13 protein-coding genes, 4 tRNA genes and 1 pseudogene are annotated in these 16,025 nt (G+C 61.2%); 15 read left to right on the forward strand and 3 right to left on the reverse strand.

Features of this window, described 5'->3' with window-relative positions; translation table 11 throughout:
- The first annotated feature begins 26 nt into the window (after positions 1 to 26).
- The 13 genes from truA (at position 27) to CX511_RS08395 (ending at position 9,603) form a co-directional block, all read left to right on the forward strand.
- Positions 27 to 902 (forward strand): tRNA pseudouridine(38-40) synthase TruA, encoded by an 876-nt coding sequence (gene truA / locus CX511_RS08335; protein WP_101291964.1) that lies wholly within the window; start codon positions 27 to 29, stop codon positions 900 to 902.
- 38 nt (positions 903 to 940) lie between these two features.
- Entirely contained in the window at positions 941 to 1,561 is a 621-nt protein-coding gene (locus tag CX511_RS08340) for a phosphoribosylanthranilate isomerase (RefSeq protein ID WP_101291965.1), read from the forward strand.
- A 281-nt stretch (positions 1,562 to 1,842) separates the two neighbouring features.
- Positions 1,843 to 2,763: an acetyl-CoA carboxylase, carboxyltransferase subunit beta gene (gene accD, locus CX511_RS08345; RefSeq protein ID WP_045187237.1), complete on the forward strand. Its 921-nt coding sequence runs from the start codon at positions 1,843 to 1,845 to the stop codon at positions 2,761 to 2,763.
- On the forward strand, positions 2,760 to 4,067 hold the full coding sequence (folC, locus tag CX511_RS08350; protein ID WP_101291966.1) for a bifunctional tetrahydrofolate synthase/dihydrofolate synthase: 1,308 nt from the start codon (positions 2,760 to 2,762) through the stop codon (positions 4,065 to 4,067). Before accD ends, folC begins: the two co-directional genes overlap by 4 nt.
- Positions 4,051 to 4,716 (forward strand): SPOR domain-containing protein, encoded by a 666-nt coding sequence (locus CX511_RS08355; protein ID WP_045187242.1) that lies wholly within the window; start codon positions 4,051 to 4,053, stop codon positions 4,714 to 4,716. Before folC ends, CX511_RS08355 begins: the two co-directional genes overlap by 17 nt.
- Before the next feature lie 99 nt (positions 4,717 to 4,815).
- Positions 4,816 to 5,370 (forward strand): CvpA family protein, encoded by a 555-nt coding sequence (locus tag CX511_RS08360; protein WP_045187244.1) that lies wholly within the window; start codon positions 4,816 to 4,818, stop codon positions 5,368 to 5,370.
- Positions 5,371 to 5,411: 41 nt separating this feature from the next.
- Entirely contained in the window at positions 5,412 to 6,917 is a 1,506-nt protein-coding gene (gene purF / locus CX511_RS08365; RefSeq protein ID WP_045187247.1) for an amidophosphoribosyltransferase, read from the forward strand.
- Between the two features lie 16 nt (positions 6,918 to 6,933).
- Positions 6,934 to 8,145: an O-succinylhomoserine sulfhydrylase gene (locus tag CX511_RS08370; RefSeq protein WP_045187249.1), complete on the forward strand. Its 1,212-nt coding sequence runs from the start codon at positions 6,934 to 6,936 to the stop codon at positions 8,143 to 8,145.
- An 11-nt stretch (positions 8,146 to 8,156) separates the two neighbouring features.
- Positions 8,157 to 8,915 (forward strand): SDR family oxidoreductase, encoded by a 759-nt coding sequence (locus tag CX511_RS08375; RefSeq protein ID WP_177327814.1) that lies wholly within the window; start codon positions 8,157 to 8,159, stop codon positions 8,913 to 8,915.
- Between the two features lie 94 nt (positions 8,916 to 9,009).
- A tRNA-Val gene (locus CX511_RS08380) sits at positions 9,010 to 9,085 on the forward strand.
- A 76-nt stretch (positions 9,086 to 9,161) separates the two neighbouring features.
- A tRNA-Asp gene (locus CX511_RS08385) sits at positions 9,162 to 9,238 on the forward strand.
- A gap of 99 nt (positions 9,239 to 9,337) precedes the next feature.
- Positions 9,338 to 9,414: transfer RNA gene (locus CX511_RS08390), tRNA-Asp, on the forward strand.
- Positions 9,415 to 9,526: 112 nt separating this feature from the next.
- Positions 9,527 to 9,603: transfer RNA gene (locus CX511_RS08395), tRNA-Asp, on the forward strand.
- 149 nt (positions 9,604 to 9,752) lie between these two features.
- Here the strand turns inward: CX511_RS08395 and CX511_RS08400 are convergent.
- A pseudogene (locus CX511_RS08400) lies at positions 9,753 to 10,064 on the reverse strand (methyl-accepting chemotaxis protein); the annotation flags it as partial.
- 264 nt (positions 10,065 to 10,328) lie between these two features.
- Here CX511_RS08400 and CX511_RS08405 point away from each other — a divergent pair.
- Positions 10,329 to 11,195 (forward strand): DUF2242 domain-containing protein, encoded by an 867-nt coding sequence (locus CX511_RS08405; protein ID WP_045187256.1) that lies wholly within the window; start codon positions 10,329 to 10,331, stop codon positions 11,193 to 11,195.
- 430 nt (positions 11,196 to 11,625) lie between these two features.
- On the opposite strand, the gene CX511_RS08410 is transcribed toward CX511_RS08405, so the two are convergent.
- Entirely contained in the window at positions 11,626 to 12,666 is a 1,041-nt protein-coding gene (locus CX511_RS08410; protein WP_045187258.1) for an AraC family transcriptional regulator, read from the reverse strand.
- A 7-nt stretch (positions 12,667 to 12,673) separates the two neighbouring features.
- Complete coding sequence (locus tag CX511_RS08415) at positions 12,674 to 13,795, reverse strand: carbon-nitrogen hydrolase family protein (RefSeq protein ID WP_045187337.1); 1,122 nt, start codon at positions 13,793 to 13,795, stop codon at positions 12,674 to 12,676.
- 189 nt (positions 13,796 to 13,984) lie between these two features.
- Here CX511_RS08415 and CX511_RS08420 point away from each other — a divergent pair, with 189 nt between their 5' ends.
- Positions 13,985 to 16,024, forward strand: a complete 2,040-nt coding sequence (locus CX511_RS08420; RefSeq protein ID WP_177409672.1) for an NADPH-dependent 2,4-dienoyl-CoA reductase — start codon at positions 13,985 to 13,987, stop codon at positions 16,022 to 16,024.
- The last annotated feature ends 1 nt before the right edge of the window (position 16,025 follow it).

A 16,025-nucleotide genomic window follows, 5' to 3' on the forward strand; every position in this document is an offset into this window, starting at 1 on the left:
CTGCTAAATCGACAGGCTGTATCTTCTTGGAAATCATTGATAACACGGTTGCCGAATCGGCGGCCGAAGGCTTCTTTCGCATCGCTCTGGGCGTGGAATACAAAGGCTCGCGCTACCGCGGCTGGCAGCGCCAGGCTGATGGCGTACCGAGCGTCCAACAGACCCTCGAAGAGGCGTTGTCCAAAGTTGCCGACTCGCCCGTGACCCTGCTCTGCGCCGGGCGTACTGACGCTGGCGTGCATGCCTGTGGTCAGGTGGTGCATTTTGATACCCAGGTGGTGCGCAGCATGAAGGCGTGGACCATGGGCGCCAACATCAATTTGCCACACGACATCAGCGTGTCCTGGGCTAAAGAGATGCCGGCGAACTTCCATGCTCGCTTCAAGGCCATCGCCCGGCGCTACCGCTACGTGATCTACAACGACCAGATCCGCCCGGCGCACATGGGCCAGGAAGTCACCTGGAATCACCGGCCACTGGACGTTGAGCGCATGGCCCTGGCCGCCGAGTATCTGGTGGGTACCCATGACTTCAGTGCCTTTCGCGCTGGGCAGTGCCAGGCCAAGTCGCCGATCAAGAATATCCATCACCTGCGGGTGACTCGCCACGGCAAGATGATTGTTCTGGATATCCGCGCCAGTGCCTTCCTGCACCATATGGTGCGCAATATCGCCGGGGTATTGATGACCATCGGCGCTGGTGAGCGTCCGGTGGAGTGGGCTCGAGAAGTGCTGGAAAGCCGTGAGCGGCGTACCGGTGGCGTCACCGCCCATCCGTTTGGTTTGTACCTGGTGCAGGTGGAGTACCACGATGAGTTCGCCTTGCCCGAGCGTTACATAGGTCCACACTTTCTTACCGGTTACGAGTCGCTGACGGCTGACGATCCACAAGGCATTTGCTAACATCCGGGGCTTTCCAGATCAGCCGAGGTTCACCGGGCATGAGCGCCGTTCGCAGCAAAATCTGTGGTATTACGCGCATCGAGGATGCCTTGGCTGCGGCAGAGGCGGGCGCTGACGCCATTGGTCTGGTGTTCTATGCCAAGAGTCCGCGGGCGGTCGGCGTGCAGCAGGCGCGGGCAATCATTGCCGCCTTGCCGCCGTTTGTGACCACCGTGGGCCTGTTCGTCAATGCCAGCCGCTGCGAGCTGAGCGACATTCTCGAAGCGGTGCCGCTGGACCTGCTGCAGTTTCATGGCGATGAAACCCCGGCCGATTGCGCCGGTCATAACCGACCATGGATCAAAGCGTTGCGGGTGCGCCCAGGCGATGACCTCGAGGCCGCATGCAAGCTGTACAAGGACGCTAGCGGCATTCTGCTCGATACCTATGTTGCGGGTGTGCCGGGGGGCACGGGAGAGGCGTTCGACTGGTCGCTGGTGCCCGAAAAACTGAGCAAGCCGATCATTCTTGCCGGGGGCTTGTCGCCGGACAACGTGGCTGCCGCCATTACCCAGGTGCACCCCTATGCCGTCGATGTCAGCGGCGGTGTCGAGCAGGCCAAGGGCATCAAGGATGCCGCACGGATAGAGGCCTTTATCCAGGCCGTCAAGCAGGCGTGATAACGTCTGCTGTTGCCAATGTGACGGCTGGCCGCGCGCCATCGTCCATAACTTTCGCAGCCTGGTGCTGCCGGATCGCGCCCATGGGCCGGTCGAAATTACTGGGTGGCGCCGCAGGCGTCGCCCTTACAGGTTGACGATGGGGCGGTATCGGGGCACCTCGCTGTAGGTGGGGCGCCGGAGCCGGCCCGTCATCGCGTCATACATGAATTGAGCTCAAGGGCATACGCGCGAACCTGGCAGCCAACGCCTGCCGGTCGCCGTTACTGGAGAAAGAAAGCATGAGCAACTGGTTAGTAGACAAACTGATCCCTTCGATCATGCGTTCCGAGGTGAAGAAAAGCTCGGTGCCTGAAGGGCTGTGGCACAAGTGCCCGTCCTGCGAAGCCGTGCTGTATCGTCCGGAGCTGGAAAAGACCCTGGATGTCTGCCCTAAATGCAACCACCACATGCGCATTGGCGCACGTGCGCGCATCGATATCTTCCTGGATGCCGAAGGCCGTGCTGAGCTGGGGGCTGATCTGGAGCCGGTCGACCGCCTGAAGTTCCGTGATGGCAAGAAGTACAAAGATCGTCTCAGCGCTGCACAAAAGCAGACCGGTGAGAAAGACGCCCTGATTTCCATGAGCGGTACCCTGCTGGGTATGCCGATTGTGGTCAGCGCCTTCGAATTCTCGTTCATGGGTGGTTCGATGGGTGCCATCGTTGGCGAGCGCTTCGTGCGCGCGGCCAACTACGCCCTGGAAAATCGCTGCCCGATGGTCTGCTTCTCCGCCTCTGGCGGTGCGCGTATGCAGGAGGCACTGATCTCGCTGATGCAGATGGCCAAGACCTCGGCGGTGCTGGCACGTCTGCGCGAAGAAGGCATTCCGTTCATCTCGGTGTTGACCGATCCGGTCTACGGCGGTGTTTCCGCAAGTCTGGCGATGCTTGGCGACGTCATCGTTGGTGAGCCAAAAGCCCTGATCGGCTTTGCCGGCCCTCGCGTCATTGAGCAGACCGTACGTGAAAAGCTGCCAGAAGGTTTCCAGCGCAGTGAGTTCCTCCTTGAACACGGCGCTATCGACATGATCATCCCGCGTCAGGAGCTGCGTCAGCGCCTGGGCAACCTGCTGGCACAGATGATGGGCCTGCCGACGCCGACGTTCGTCGCGCCTGTGCTTGAGCCGATCGTCGTGCCACCGGCGCCTGCCACCGTATGACCCAACGTACCCTTGGCGACTGGCTCGCCTATCTCGAGCAGTTGCACCCCTCGGCCATCGATATGGGCCTGGCGCGTTCGCAACAGGTTGCGGCCAGGCTCGGGTTGGACAAGCCGGCGCCACGGGTGATTACCGTGACCGGCACCAACGGCAAGGGCTCGACCTGCGCCTTTGTGGCGGCATTGTTGCGTGCTCAGGGGCTTAAAGTCGGGGTATACAGTTCGCCGCACCTGCTGCGTTACAACGAGCGGGTGCAGATCAATGGCGAAGACGCTGCTGATGAGCAACTGTGCGAAGCGTTTGCCGCTGTCGAAGCTGCCCGCGGCGAGACTTCTCTGACCTACTTCGAGGCCGGCACCTTGGCCGCGTTCTGGCTGTTCAAGCAGTCGGCGCTGGATGCCGTGGTGCTTGAGGTGGGTCTGGGCGGGCGCCTGGATACCGTCAATATCGTCGATGCCGATGTAGCGCTGGTTACCAGCATCGGAGTCGATCATGTCGATTACCTGGGCGATACGCGGGAGTTGGTGGCCTTTGAAAAGGCCGGAATCTTCCGCCCGGGCAAGCCTGCGCTGTGCGGTGATCTCAATCCGCCGCAGCCATTACTGGATAAAGCGCGCGAGCTAGCGTGCCCGTTCTTCTTGCGTGGGCGCGATTTCGATCTCGCCAGCACGGATCAGTACTGGCAGTGGCGGGGCGTTGATAGCCGCGGGCAAGTGGTCGAGCTGCACAATCTGCCGTTGCTCGACCTGCCGATGGAAAACGCTGCGCTGGCGCTGCAAGCCTATCTGTTGCTGGACTTGCCGTGGGACGCCGGGCAGATCGCCGCGGCCTTGCAGTCGACGCGGATGGTCGGTCGTCTGGATCGCCGCAGATTCCGCTGGCAGGGCAAGGCATTGACTATCCTCATGGATGTCGGCCATAACCCTCATGCCGCCGAGTACTTGGCCCAGCGTCTGGCTGCGCGGCCGCTGCAAGGCAAGCGTCTGGCGGTGTTCGGCCTATTGGCTGACAAGGATCTTGCTGGGGTGGTGCAGCCTTTGTGCGGTTCGGTTCAAGCGTGGGCAGTTGCACCGCTGGATACCGCGCGTAGTCGTTCTGCGAGCGAGCTGCAGGCGGCGCTGACGAACCTCGGTGCCGATGTGAAGTCTTACTCCAGCGTCGCCGAGGCCCTCGATGGCCAGTGCGCGTTGGCGGCGGCGGATGATGAAATCCTGCTGTTCGGATCGTTTTTCTGTGTCGGCGAAGCCCTGCAGTGGCTGGATCGGCAGGCCACGGAGGATGGGGCAAATGGCATTGCTGGATAAAGTGGTCAAGCAACGGATGGTTGGTGCGCTGGTGCTGGTAGCCCTGGCGGTGATTTTCTTGCCGATGCTGTTTTCCCGTGAAGACGAGATGCGTCAGGTGCGCGTTGAGGCCCCAGAAGCGCCGGCGGCGCCGACCATGGCGCCGGTGCAGGTCGAGCCTGTGGCGGTGCCGGAGCCTCAGGCCCTGCCTGAAGAGGCGCCGGTGATCGTCGACGAGTCCACGGTGCCAGCCCAGACCCCAAGCACGCCGATTGCGCCCGCGCCACCCGCAGTGCCGGCCCCGGCCCCGACTGCAGCCCCTGAGCCAGTCGTTGCGGCCAAGCCAGCGACGCCGCCATCAACGGTAAAGCCTACCGCGACGGTTGCCACTGCCGCCAAGCCGGCAGCGGGCAAGATTGACGCGAATGGCTTACCGATCAGTTGGTCGGTGCAATTGGCCAGTTTGTCCAATCGGGCCGGTGCCGACAATCTGCAGAAAACCCTGCGTAGCCAGGGCTATAACGCCTATATCCGTTCGGCCGGTGGCATGAACCGGGTGTATGTCGGGCCGCTGATCGAGCGCGCTGAAGCCGAGCGTCTGCGTGATGTGATCAGTCGTCAGCAGAAGCTCAACGGCATCATTGTGCGCTTCCAGCCCGAGCGCAGCTGAGTACTCGTCGCCCGGCCAGTGCCGGGCGGCAAATCACTGCTTACCGACAGCCCGCTGCTCTGGTAAAATGCGCCGCCTTATCCGTTTGCAGGCAACACTGTGGCATTTACCTGGGTCGACTGGGCGATTTTCGCGATCATCGCCATTTCTTCGCTGATCAGTCTCAAGCGCGGCTTCGTCAAAGAGGCCTTGTCGCTGCTTACCTGGATCATTGCCGGTGCGGTAGCCTGGATGTTCGGTGGCTCGCTGTCGCAGTACCTGGAATCTTATATCCAGACGCCGTCGGCCCGGGTTATCGCCGGATGCGCCATTCTTTTCGTCGCCACCCTGCTGGTGGGGGCCATGATCAACTTTCTCATTGGCGAGCTGATTCGCGTCACCGGGCTGTCCGGGACCGATCGCTTCCTGGGTATGGCCTTCGGTGCCGCCCGTGGAGCCTTGCTGGTGGTGGTGGCTGTCGGGCTGTTGAGCCTGGGGCCGGTACAACAGGATCAGTGGTGGCAGGATTCTCGCCTGATACCACAATTTCTATTGGTGGCTGACTGGTCGAAAAACCTCATTCTGGGGTTCACCAGCCAGTGGCTAGCCAGCGGAATCAGCGCACCGGCTGATCTCCCGTTCAAGGATCAGCTTCTGGGGCCCAAAACGCCTTGAGAGCTGCTCAGTCCAGTTTCATTAAGTAGGGGTTGCGTCGCATGTGTGGCATCGTCGGTATCGTCGGTAAGTCGAACGTCAATCAGGCGCTGTATGACGCGCTAACCGTCCTCCAGCACCGCGGCCAGGACGCTGCCGGTATTGTGACCAGCCATGATGGCCGGTTATTCCTGCGCAAGGACAACGGCCTGGTCCGTGATGTGTTCCAGCAGCGCCATATGCAGCGCCTGGTCGGGCATATGGGCATTGGCCATGTGCGTTACCCGACCGCGGGCAGCTCGACCTCAGCCGAGGCCCAGCCGTTCTACGTCAACTCGCCATACGGCATCACCTTGGCGCACAACGGCAACCTGACCAACGTTGAACAATTGGCCAAGGAGATCTACGAGTCCGACCTGCGCCACGTCAACACCAGTTCTGACTCTGAAGTCCTGCTCAACGTCTTCGCCCACGAGTTGGCAGTGCGCGGCAAGCTGCAGCCGACCGAAGAAGACGTGTTCGCTGCGGTTACTGACGTGCACAACCGTTGCGTCGGTGGTTATGCGGTAGTGGCGATGATCACCGGCTACGGCATCGTGGGTTTCCGTGACCCGAACGGCATCCGTCCCATCGTCTTCGGTCAGCGTCACACCGACGAAGGCGTGGAGTACATGATCGCCTCGGAAAGCGTTTCCCTGGACGTGCTTGGCTTCACCCTGATCCGCGACCTGGCCCCGGGCGAAGCGGTGTACATCACCGAAGAAGGCAAGTTGCACACCCGTCAGTGCGCGAACAACCCGCAATTGTCGCCGTGCATCTTCGAGCACGTTTACCTGGCACGCCCAGATTCGATCATCGACGGCGTCTCGGTCTACAAGGCGCGCCTGCGCATGGGCGAGAAGCTGGCCGAGAAGATCCAGCGCGAGCGTCCGGATCACGACATCGATGTGGTTATCCCGATTCCTGATACTAGCCGTACCGCAGCGCTGGAGCTGGCCAACCACCTGGGCGTCAAGTTCCGCGAAGGTTTCGTCAAGAACCGCTACATCGGCCGGACCTTCATCATGCCTGGCCAGGCTGCACGCAAGAAGTCGGTGCGCCAGAAGCTCAACGCCATCGAGCTCGAGTTCCGCGGCAAAAACGTGATGCTGGTGGATGACTCCATCGTGCGAGGCACCACCTGCAAGCAGATCATTCAGATGGCCCGCGAAGCCGGGGCGAAGAATGTTTACTTCTGCTCCGCAGCACCGGCTGTACGTTACCCCAACGTCTACGGCATCGACATGCCGAGCGCCCATGAACTGATCGCGCACAATCGCAGCACCGAGGACGTCGCCGAGCTGATCGGTGCCGACTGGCTGGTCTACCAGGACCTGCCGGACCTGATCGAGGCCGTGGGCGGTGGCAAGATCAAGATCGAGCATTTCGATTGTGCGGTGTTCGACGGCAAGTACGTTACCGGCGACATCGACGAGGCCTACCTGGACAAGATCGAGCAGGCGCGCAACGACGCCTCCAAGGTCAAGAACCAGGCTGTCAGCGCGATCATCGACCTCTACAACAATTAATTTAGGAGGCAGCGGCATGACACAGGAATGGGATGCCGGACGCCTGGACAGCGACCTTGAAGGGGTCGCTTTTGACACGCTGGCGGTACGCGCCGGCCAGCATCGCACGCCGGAAGGTGAGCACAGCGATCCGCTGTTCTTCACCTCCAGCTACGTGTTCCGGACAGCGGCTGATGCCGCTGCACGGTTCGCCGGCGAGGTTCCAGGTAACGTCTATTCACGCTACACCAACCCCACCGTACGTGCGTTCGAAGAGCGCATTGCCGCCCTGGAGGGCGCTGAGCAAGCGGTGGCCACCTCCACCGGCATGTCGGCGATCCTGTCCACGGTAATGGCCCTGTGCAGTGCCGGGGACCACGTGCTGGTCTCGCAGAGCGTGTTCGGATCGACCATCAGCCTGTTCGAGAAGTACTTCAAGCGCTTCGGTGTGCAGGTTGACTACGTGCCACTGGTGGACCTTGCCGGTTGGGATGCGGCCATCAAGGCCAACACCAAGCTGCTGTTCGTTGAGTCGCCATCCAATCCACTCGCTGAGCTGGTGGATATCGCTGCCCTTGCCGAGATTGCTCACGCCAAGGGCGCGCAACTGGTGGTCGACAACTGTTTCAGTACCCCAGCATTGCAGCAGCCGCTGAAGCTGGGTGCCGACATCGTCGTGCACTCGGCGACCAAGTTCATCGACGGCCAGGGTCGTTGCATGGGCGGTGTGGTTGCCGGGCGTAGCGAGCAGATGAAGGAAGTGGTGGGCTTTCTGCGCACGGCCGGGCCGTCGCTGAGCCCGTTCAACGCCTGGATCTTCCTCAAGGGCCTGGAAACGCTCAACCTGCGTATGCGCGCCCACTGTGCCAATGCGCAGGCCCTGGCCGAGTGGCTGGAGCAGCAGGATGGCATTGAAAAGGTTCACTACGCCGGGCTGCAGAGCCATCCGCAACACGTGTTGGCGAAAAGCCAGATGAGTGGTTTCGGCGCCGTGGTGAGCTTTGAGGTCAAGGGCGGCAAAGAGGGCGCCTGGCGCTTCATCGATGCCACGCGACTGATTTCGATCACCGCCAACCTGGGTGACAGCAAGACCACCATCACCCACCCGGGCACCACCTCCCACGGCCGTCTGTCGCCGCAGGAACGTGAGGCTGCTGGGATTCGCGACAGCCTGATCCGGGTTGCCGTCGGCCTGGAAGACGTTGCTGACCTCAAGGCCGACCTGGCCCGTGGTCTGGCGGCGCTGTGATCGACTGGTCAGTGGGCGACAGCAGCCATAACGGCCGCGTCGCCCTGGTGACCGGTGCGGCACGGGGGATCGGCTTGGGCATTGCTGCCTGGCTGATCGCCGAAGGCTGGCAGGTGGTGCTCACCGATCTCGATCGTGGACGCGGCGCCAAGGCGGCCAAAGTGCTCGGCGACAATGCCTGGTTCATCGGCATGGACGTTGCCGATGAAACCCAAGTCAAGACCGCGGTGGCCGAAGTGCTTGGTCAGTTCGGTCGACTTGACGCGCTGGTGTGCAATGCCGCTGTCGCCGATCCGCATAACACCACCCTGGAAACCCTGAGCCTTGCGCACTGGAACCGGGTGCTGGCGGTCAACCTTGGTGGGCCGATGCTGCTGGCCAAGCACTGTGCGCCGTATTTGCGCGCTCACGGTGGCGCTATCGTCAATCTGGCCTCCACCCGCGCCGCGCAATCGGAACCCGACACCGAAGCCTATGCGGCGAGCAAGGGCGGCCTGCTGGCGCTCACGCATGCCCTGGCCATGAGTCTGGGGCCGGAGATCCGGGTCAATGCGGTCAGCCCTGGCTGGATCGATGCCCGTGATCCTTCTGAGCGTCGTGCCGAGCCGCTGAGCGAAGCAGACCATGCGCAGCATCCAGCGGGCAGGGTAGGGACAGTAGAAGACGTGGCAGCCATGGTTGCCTGGCTGTTGTCGCGCAATGCCGGCTTTGTCACTGGCCAGGAGTTCGTGGTCGACGGCGGTATGACCAAGAAGATGATCTACAAGTAACAACGCTTTTTTGCCCTTTTTGAAAAAAACTTCAACAGGGGTATTGACTTAGCATCGATACCTGCGTAAATTTCGCCACCTCAGCGAAGCACACGGGTGATTAGCTCAGCCGGGAGAGCATCTGCCTTACAAGCAGAGGGTCGGCGGTTCGATCCCGTCATCACCCACCACTTCCTGAGATGTTCCTGACCCGACACTTTCGCAAGAAGGTGTTATCAGAGAGGAACCGGACGCAAGTCCATATGCGCAGCGGTAGTTCAGTCGGTTAGAATACCGGCCTGTCACGCCGGGGGTCGCGGGTTCGAGTCCCGTCCGCTGCGCCACTTTTCTCCAGATCGGTTTTAGGACCGGTTTGAGGTCCGAAGGCACCGAAGCCTTCAGGCCAGATCCCAGTTTCAACCAAGCGAAAGCTTGTGCGATACGCAGCGGTAGTTCAGTCGGTTAGAATACCGGCCTGTCACGCCGGGGGTCGCGGGTTCGAGTCCCGTCCGCTGCGCCATATTCGCTTCGAGGCCCTTGAACTCCTCGAAGCAACAAAGAGAGCGACCTAAGGTTCGCTTTTTTTGTGCCTGAGATCAGCGGTTGTTTCGCCATCCAGGTCTGCACGACACGCAGCGGTAGTTCAGTCGGTTAGAATACCGGCCTGTCACGCCGGGGGTCGCGGGTTCGAGTCCCGTCCGCTGCGCCATATTGAAGTAACAAAAAAAGCGACCTTCAGGTCGCTTTTTTTGTGCCTGTCTTCTTGTAGCCGCTGCCGAGGTACGAGGCTGCGATCGACTGCAGGGCAGTCGCAACTCGGTCACCTCGTTGTGTCTGACGACTCGAGGTGGCCAGGTTTTACGCCTTTGGATGCAGCTCAATGCCAGCCTCATTGGCCAGCTGCACTGTGGTTTCGACCATCTGATGGCTGCTGTGCATCATTTCAGCAGCCTTCTGTGCGCCCTGTTGCAGCGAGACGATCAGCGCCTCAATCTGCGCTGTGGACTGCTGAGTACGTTGGGCCGGGCCACGTACTTCATCAGCGACCACGGCGAAGCCGCGACCGGCCTCACCAGCCCGCGCGGCTTCGATGGCGGCGTTGAGCGCCAGCAAGTTGGTTTGTTCGGCGTTGCGCGCGACCTCCTGGACGGTGGCAACCATTTCGCTCATGGCCGTCGCCACCTGGTCAGTCTCGACTTTCTGGCTGTTGATGCCGGCGTAGTCGGACATTGCTCGGGGAAAAGTGCGATCGTTGTGCAAGCGCCGGGCGGCAGGAGGAATTAATTCAAGGTTTTTCGACCGCCGGTGGCCTTGGTCATCAGCCTGATTTGCGGGCTCGTTGATGAATTTTCTATGGTGATCGTCCAGCTGCGGTTTCGGTGATCCGCCGATGTGATGCACAATAGGCGTCGAACGTTTTACTCAGGATTTGCAATGTCAAAGTCAACCGTCTTCAGTGCACTCGGGCTGGCCCTTGTGCTGGCGGGTGTTTCCGGCTGTTCTTCGAAGAAAGCTGCCATCTACGAACACGAGAATTTCGACGACTCGGGTACCTTTTCGCGCAACTTCCCGGTCAGCGAAGCCGGTTCGTGCGAAGCGGCCCGCCGCGCACTGCTCAGCCAGGGCTATATCATCACCAGTAGCGATGCTGGGCAGGTCAACGGCAACAAGAGCTTTCAGCAGACCGGCGACTCGCACCTGCAGATCAGTTTCAACGTGGTCTGCGCCCGCGACAGCGGCGATGAGCAGCGCTCGACCATATTCGCCAACGCCCTGCAAGACCGCTATGCGCTGAAAAAATCCAATACCTCGGCCAGCCTCGGCGTTGGCATCCTTGGCTCGGTCTCGATGCCGATCGGCTCGACGGATGACTCGATGGTCAAAGTTGCCAGTGAGACGGTGACTTCGGCCAAGTTTTACGAGCGCTACTTCGCCCTGGTAGAAAGCTTCTTACCCAAAGAACAGAAGAAAAAGATTTCGCTGAAAAAGCCGGTAGAAAAGCCTGCGCCAGCGCTGGGTATGCCTGAGGCCAGCCCTGCACCAGACGCTGCTACCTTGGCGCCGGTCCCAGCGCCTGCGCCAGTGCCGCCGGTCATTGAGCCGGCCCCTGCGCCGCAGGCACCCGCTGCCGAGGCTGCCGCAGCGCCGGTGGTGGATGACAGCAAGGGGTCGATGCCGGTGGCGCCGCCGGTCGATACGGCACCGATCAATGTCGAGCAGCCAGCGCCTGCTGCGGCTGAGCCCGTTTCGACAGAAGTGCCGGTGGTGCCTGCCAACAACGCTGAGCAAGCACCCCAGTAACGCACCGGTAATTTTGCTTCTTCGCGAATTGTTGGGGTAGGTGGGGTTGGGCTTCGGTGTTCAGAGCGCGAGCTTATCCAGTCGATGTGGCAATGCTGATGGCCCCTTCCGCCCTTACGGCGGCCTCCTGAAGTCGCAGTCTGTAGCGCCTGAGCTTGCCTGTAACTTCGCGACTTCAGAAGGAGGCCAAGAGCACTTTCCCCCGAAATCTGTGGAACATCGTAATTTTCGCCTTTGCTGCTACGTTGTGTTGATGAGTGTCATTGTCATTTTTCTTTCATCGCGCCACTTTAGGCTCGATGACGAATCAATGAAATGAATGAGAAACGACGGAGCAGACGATGGACGACTATCAAGAAGAATTACTCGAATTGCGCGCGTTCGAGCTTGACCCACCCGAGCCTGCCGAAGACGCCACCGAGCTGTAATCTCAGCCGGTACGCCGCTGGCTGCGGCGAAAGGCTCCAGGGGTCATGCTGTTCCAGCGCTTGAACGCACGCTGGAACGCTTCGGCCGAAGCAAAGCCGAGCAGATAGGCAATCTCGCCAAAGGCCAGTTCCGTGTCGCGAATATAGGCCATGGCCAGGTCGCGGCGGGTATCGTTGAGGATGGCGCGATACTGCGTGCCTTCCTCGGCCAACTTGCGCCGCAGTGTCCAGGTCGGCAGTTGCAGGTGTTGCGCCACTTCCTCCAAATCAGGTTCTTGCCCGCCATTGAGCAGTGGTCCGAGCAAATGGGCGATACGTTCGCTCAAGCTGCGGATTCGTGTGCGTTGTTCCAGTTCTGCTTCACACAAATTGAGCAAATGCCGCCAAGTGCTCGGGCAGTGCGCCGGGTTGCGTAGCGCAAGGCTCGCGCGATTGAGCCGCAGTTGATTGGTCTGTGCAGCAAAGTGCACGGGATTGCTGCACAACGCCTGGTAGTCGGCAGCGTAGGCGGGCGTCTCGAATTCGATGTCTAGCCGTTCGGCCATTAGGCTCACCCCGGCCAGGTTCGACAACTGCGCCAGCCAGCCAGCCAGTAGCGAATCGACCACAAAACGGTTGTAGTCGTTATAAGGGCTGATGGAGTAGAAGCGCAGCCATGCTCCTGTACTGTCTTCATGGAAACTCGAACGACCGCGGTAGTTGGCGGCGTACAACGGCTCGAAACGCAACAGGGTACGCGCGGCCTCACCGACGGTGGGCGCCTGCGCCGCGGTGACACCGGCCAGGCCAGCCTGGCTCAGGCGGCTGATGGCACCCATCTGCAAGCCCAGGGCCGGATCGCCGGTCAGTTCGATGGCGGCATGGCCCAGGTGCATGTAACGCGGGATGGACAGGCGAGCACCGGCCTCACCCAGGCGTGCAGCGTCCAGGCCATAGCGCTGCAACAGCGTTGTGGGCTCGATACCGCGCTGCTGCAGGGTTTCACTAAGGCTCTGGATAAAACCGACTGAGAGGTCGCCGAGGCGCATCCGTGGGCGGTTCATGGCCGTATTACAGCCACAGGTTCAGCAAGCGCGCACCACTGGCGTGGTTGCCGTTCAGGTTGAGGCCACCGCGATTGGCGAAGCCCTGGCCCTCGGCGACGACATCCCAGAAACGTCCACGCAGAAACACACTCATGCTGCTCATGTCGCCGGGATTGGCGTGCAGGGTCAGTTGCTGCCAGGCCTGGGCTTCGCTGACTTCGCCGGGTTTGAGCGGCAGAGAGGCGGCCAAGGGTTGATGGCGATTGCCGCGCCAGGGCGCGTTCCAGCTGTCCTTGCCACCCAGGAACGCCGGGTTGGCGATGAACTGTACTGACTGATTAGCCAATTGCTGCTGATTGCTCGGGTACCAGCTATCGCTGCCAATCAAGACGCCCAGGCGTCCGGCTGGGGTCTGCACAACTTGCGGTGGCTGGTCGGTGCCACTGTCGATGTAGCGGCGCACATCGCTGTCCGGGTGTTGCTGGCGTTGCGGCTGGCCGAGTATCGAGCCGTCGCCGGCAAACACCAGGCTACTGTTGTACAAAGCGCCTGAGCCGGCCCGCAGTGTGCCTTTCTCGACATAGGGAGATGGCAAGACGATTGAGCCTGCTACCAGGGTGACGCCGAACTCTTTGGCCAGGCCACCGAACAGCTGTTGGTAGTCGCGGGCCATCTGCTGTGCCTTCATGCGCAGGTGTGCATCGGCGCGCCAGTCGTCGCCCTCGGCGCCAAGCATGGCCAGGCCGTAGCTGATCGGGTTGCTCACCTCAAGCCATTGCCAGGCCTCACGGCGCTGGGTGACCTGGTACAGCTCGTTCTTTTCGCCTCGCGCCCACAGCCAAGTGCCGATGTGTTCGGGCAGGATGACAATGGTCCGGGCGCTGACCAGGCCTTGCGCGCGTGCCTGGGTAAGGTAGGCGGCCAACTTGCGGTGCAGGCGCTGCAGGTTTTGGTAATCACTGGGGAACAGTTGCGGCTCAACCCCCAGCAGGTTGCCATGGTCGGAGGGGGCGCCTTCGCTCAAGGCCAGCTCGACCCGCAGGTCCGACAGGTAATGCCCGCTCGGCCGTTGCTCAGTCCAGAACCCATAGCCGCACAGCGCAGCAATGACAACCAGCGCCAAGGCGCTTAACAGAAGTTTTCGCATGAAACAGCACAGCACCAACAAGGGATTCGGTCCTAAGGGTAGACCTCGGGTGCAGTAGGATCAATAACTTGTCATTTTCGGTCATTGAGCCGCGCGGGCTGGCTCTTTAATGTCGTCCACAGATAACCGACGGGCCCCGCCAGCTGTGCGAGGTGCCCGCATTCCGTGATTACGCCTGTTGTGGAGTTCATTATGGCCGCCGCTCACTACCCGCACCTGCTCGCCCCGCTGGATCTGGGCTTCACCACCTTGCGCAACCGTACCCTGATGGGATCGATGCACACTGGCCTGGAAGAGAAGCCCGGTGGCTTCGAGCGCATGGCCGCCTATTTTGCTGAGCGTGCCCGTGGCGGCGTAGGCCTGATGGTCACCGGCGGTATTGGCCCGAATGTCGAGGGTGGGGTGTATTCCGGTGCGGCCAAGTTGAGCACGCCGGAAGAAGCTGATAAGCACCGCATCGTTACCAAGGCCGTGCACGAAGCCGGTGGCAAAATCTGCATGCAGATCCTCCATGCTGGTCGTTATGCCTACAGCCCCAAGTCGGTGGCGCCAAGCGCCATCCAGGCACCGATCAACCCGTTCAAGCCGCGTGAGCTGGACGAAGAGGGCATCGAAAAGCAGATCCAGGATTTCGTCAATTGCTCGTTGCTGGCACAAAGCGCCGAGTACGACGGTGTCGAAATCATGGGTTCGGAAGGTTACTTCATCAACCAGTTCCTCGCCGCCCACACCAACCACCGTACTGACCGCTGGGGTGGCAGTTACGAGAACCGTATGCGCCTGGCAGTGGAAATCGTCAGCCGTGTGCGTGAAGCGGTCGGCCCGAATTTCATCATCATCTTTCGTCTGTCGATGCTCGACCTGATTGAAGGCGGCAGCGACTGGGAAGAGATTGTGCAACTGGCGCAAGCGATCGAGAAGGCTGGCGCGACCCTTATCAACACCGGTATCGGTTGGCACGAAGCGCGAATTCCGACCATTGCCACCAAGGTGCCACGCGCGGCCTTCAGCAAGGTCACCGCCAAGTTGCGCGGCGCGGTGCGGATTCCGCTGATCACCACCAACCGTATCAACACCCCGGAAGTGGCCGAGCAGATCCTTGCCGACGGCGATGCTGATATGGTCTCCATGGCTCGGCCGTTTCTGGCGGACCCTGAGTTCGTCAACAAAGCCGCCGCCGGGCGTGGCGATGAGATCAACACCTGCATCGGCTGCAACCAGGCCTGTCTGGATCACACCTTCGGCGGCAAACTGACCAGTTGCCTGGTCAATCCGCGGGCCTGCCACGAAACCGAGCTTAATTACCTGCCGGTCACCCAGGTCAAGCAGATTGCTGTGGTCGGTGCCGGCCCTGCCGGGCTTTCTGCGGCCACGGTCGCAGCCGAGCGTGGCCACCAGGTGACCCTGTTCGATGCGGCCAGCGAAATTGGTGGCCAGTTCAACGTGGCCAAGCGCGTGCCAGGCAAAGAGGAGTTCTTTGAGACCCTGCGCTACTTCAAGCGCAAGCTGCAGACCACAGGTGTCGAGCTGTGCCTCAATACTCGCGTCGATGTCGAGCAACTGGCCAAGGGCGGGTATGACGAGATCATCCTCGCCACCGGCATTGCGCCACGTCTGCCAGCAATTCCCGGTATTGAGCACAGTAAGGTGCTGAGCTATCTGGACGTGCTGCTCGAACGTAAGCCCGTGGGCCAGAAAGTAGCGGTGATCGGCGCTGGCGGTATTGGTTTTGACGTCTCCGAATACCTGGTACACCAAGGCGTGGCCACCAGCCAGGACCGCGAAGCATTCTGGAAGGAATGGGGTATCGATACCGCGTTGGATGCACGCGGCGGGGTGGCCGGGATCAAGGCCGAGCCGCATGCGCCGGCGCGTCAGGTGTTTCTGCTGCAACGCAAGAAAACCAAAGTCGGCGACGGCCTGGGCAAGACTACAGGCTGGATTCACCGCACCGGGCTGAAGAACAAGCAGGTGCAGATGCTCAACAGCGTCGAGTACCTGAACATCGACGATGCAGGCCTGCATATCCGTATTGCCGAGGGTGAGCCGCAGGTGTTGCCGGTGGATAACGTGGTGATCTGCGCCGGTCAAGACCCGTTGCGTGAGCTGTACGATGGCTTGCAGGCGGCAGGGCAGTCGGTGCATCTGATCGGCGGCGCCGATGTAGCTGCCGAGCTGGACGCCAAGCGGGCGATCAACCAAGGGTCGCGTCTGGCTGCTGAGCTCTGAG

This window comes from Pseudomonas sp. S06B 330 (assembly GCF_002845275.2).
Lineage (GTDB): Bacteria > Pseudomonadota > Gammaproteobacteria > Pseudomonadales > Pseudomonadaceae > Aquipseudomonas.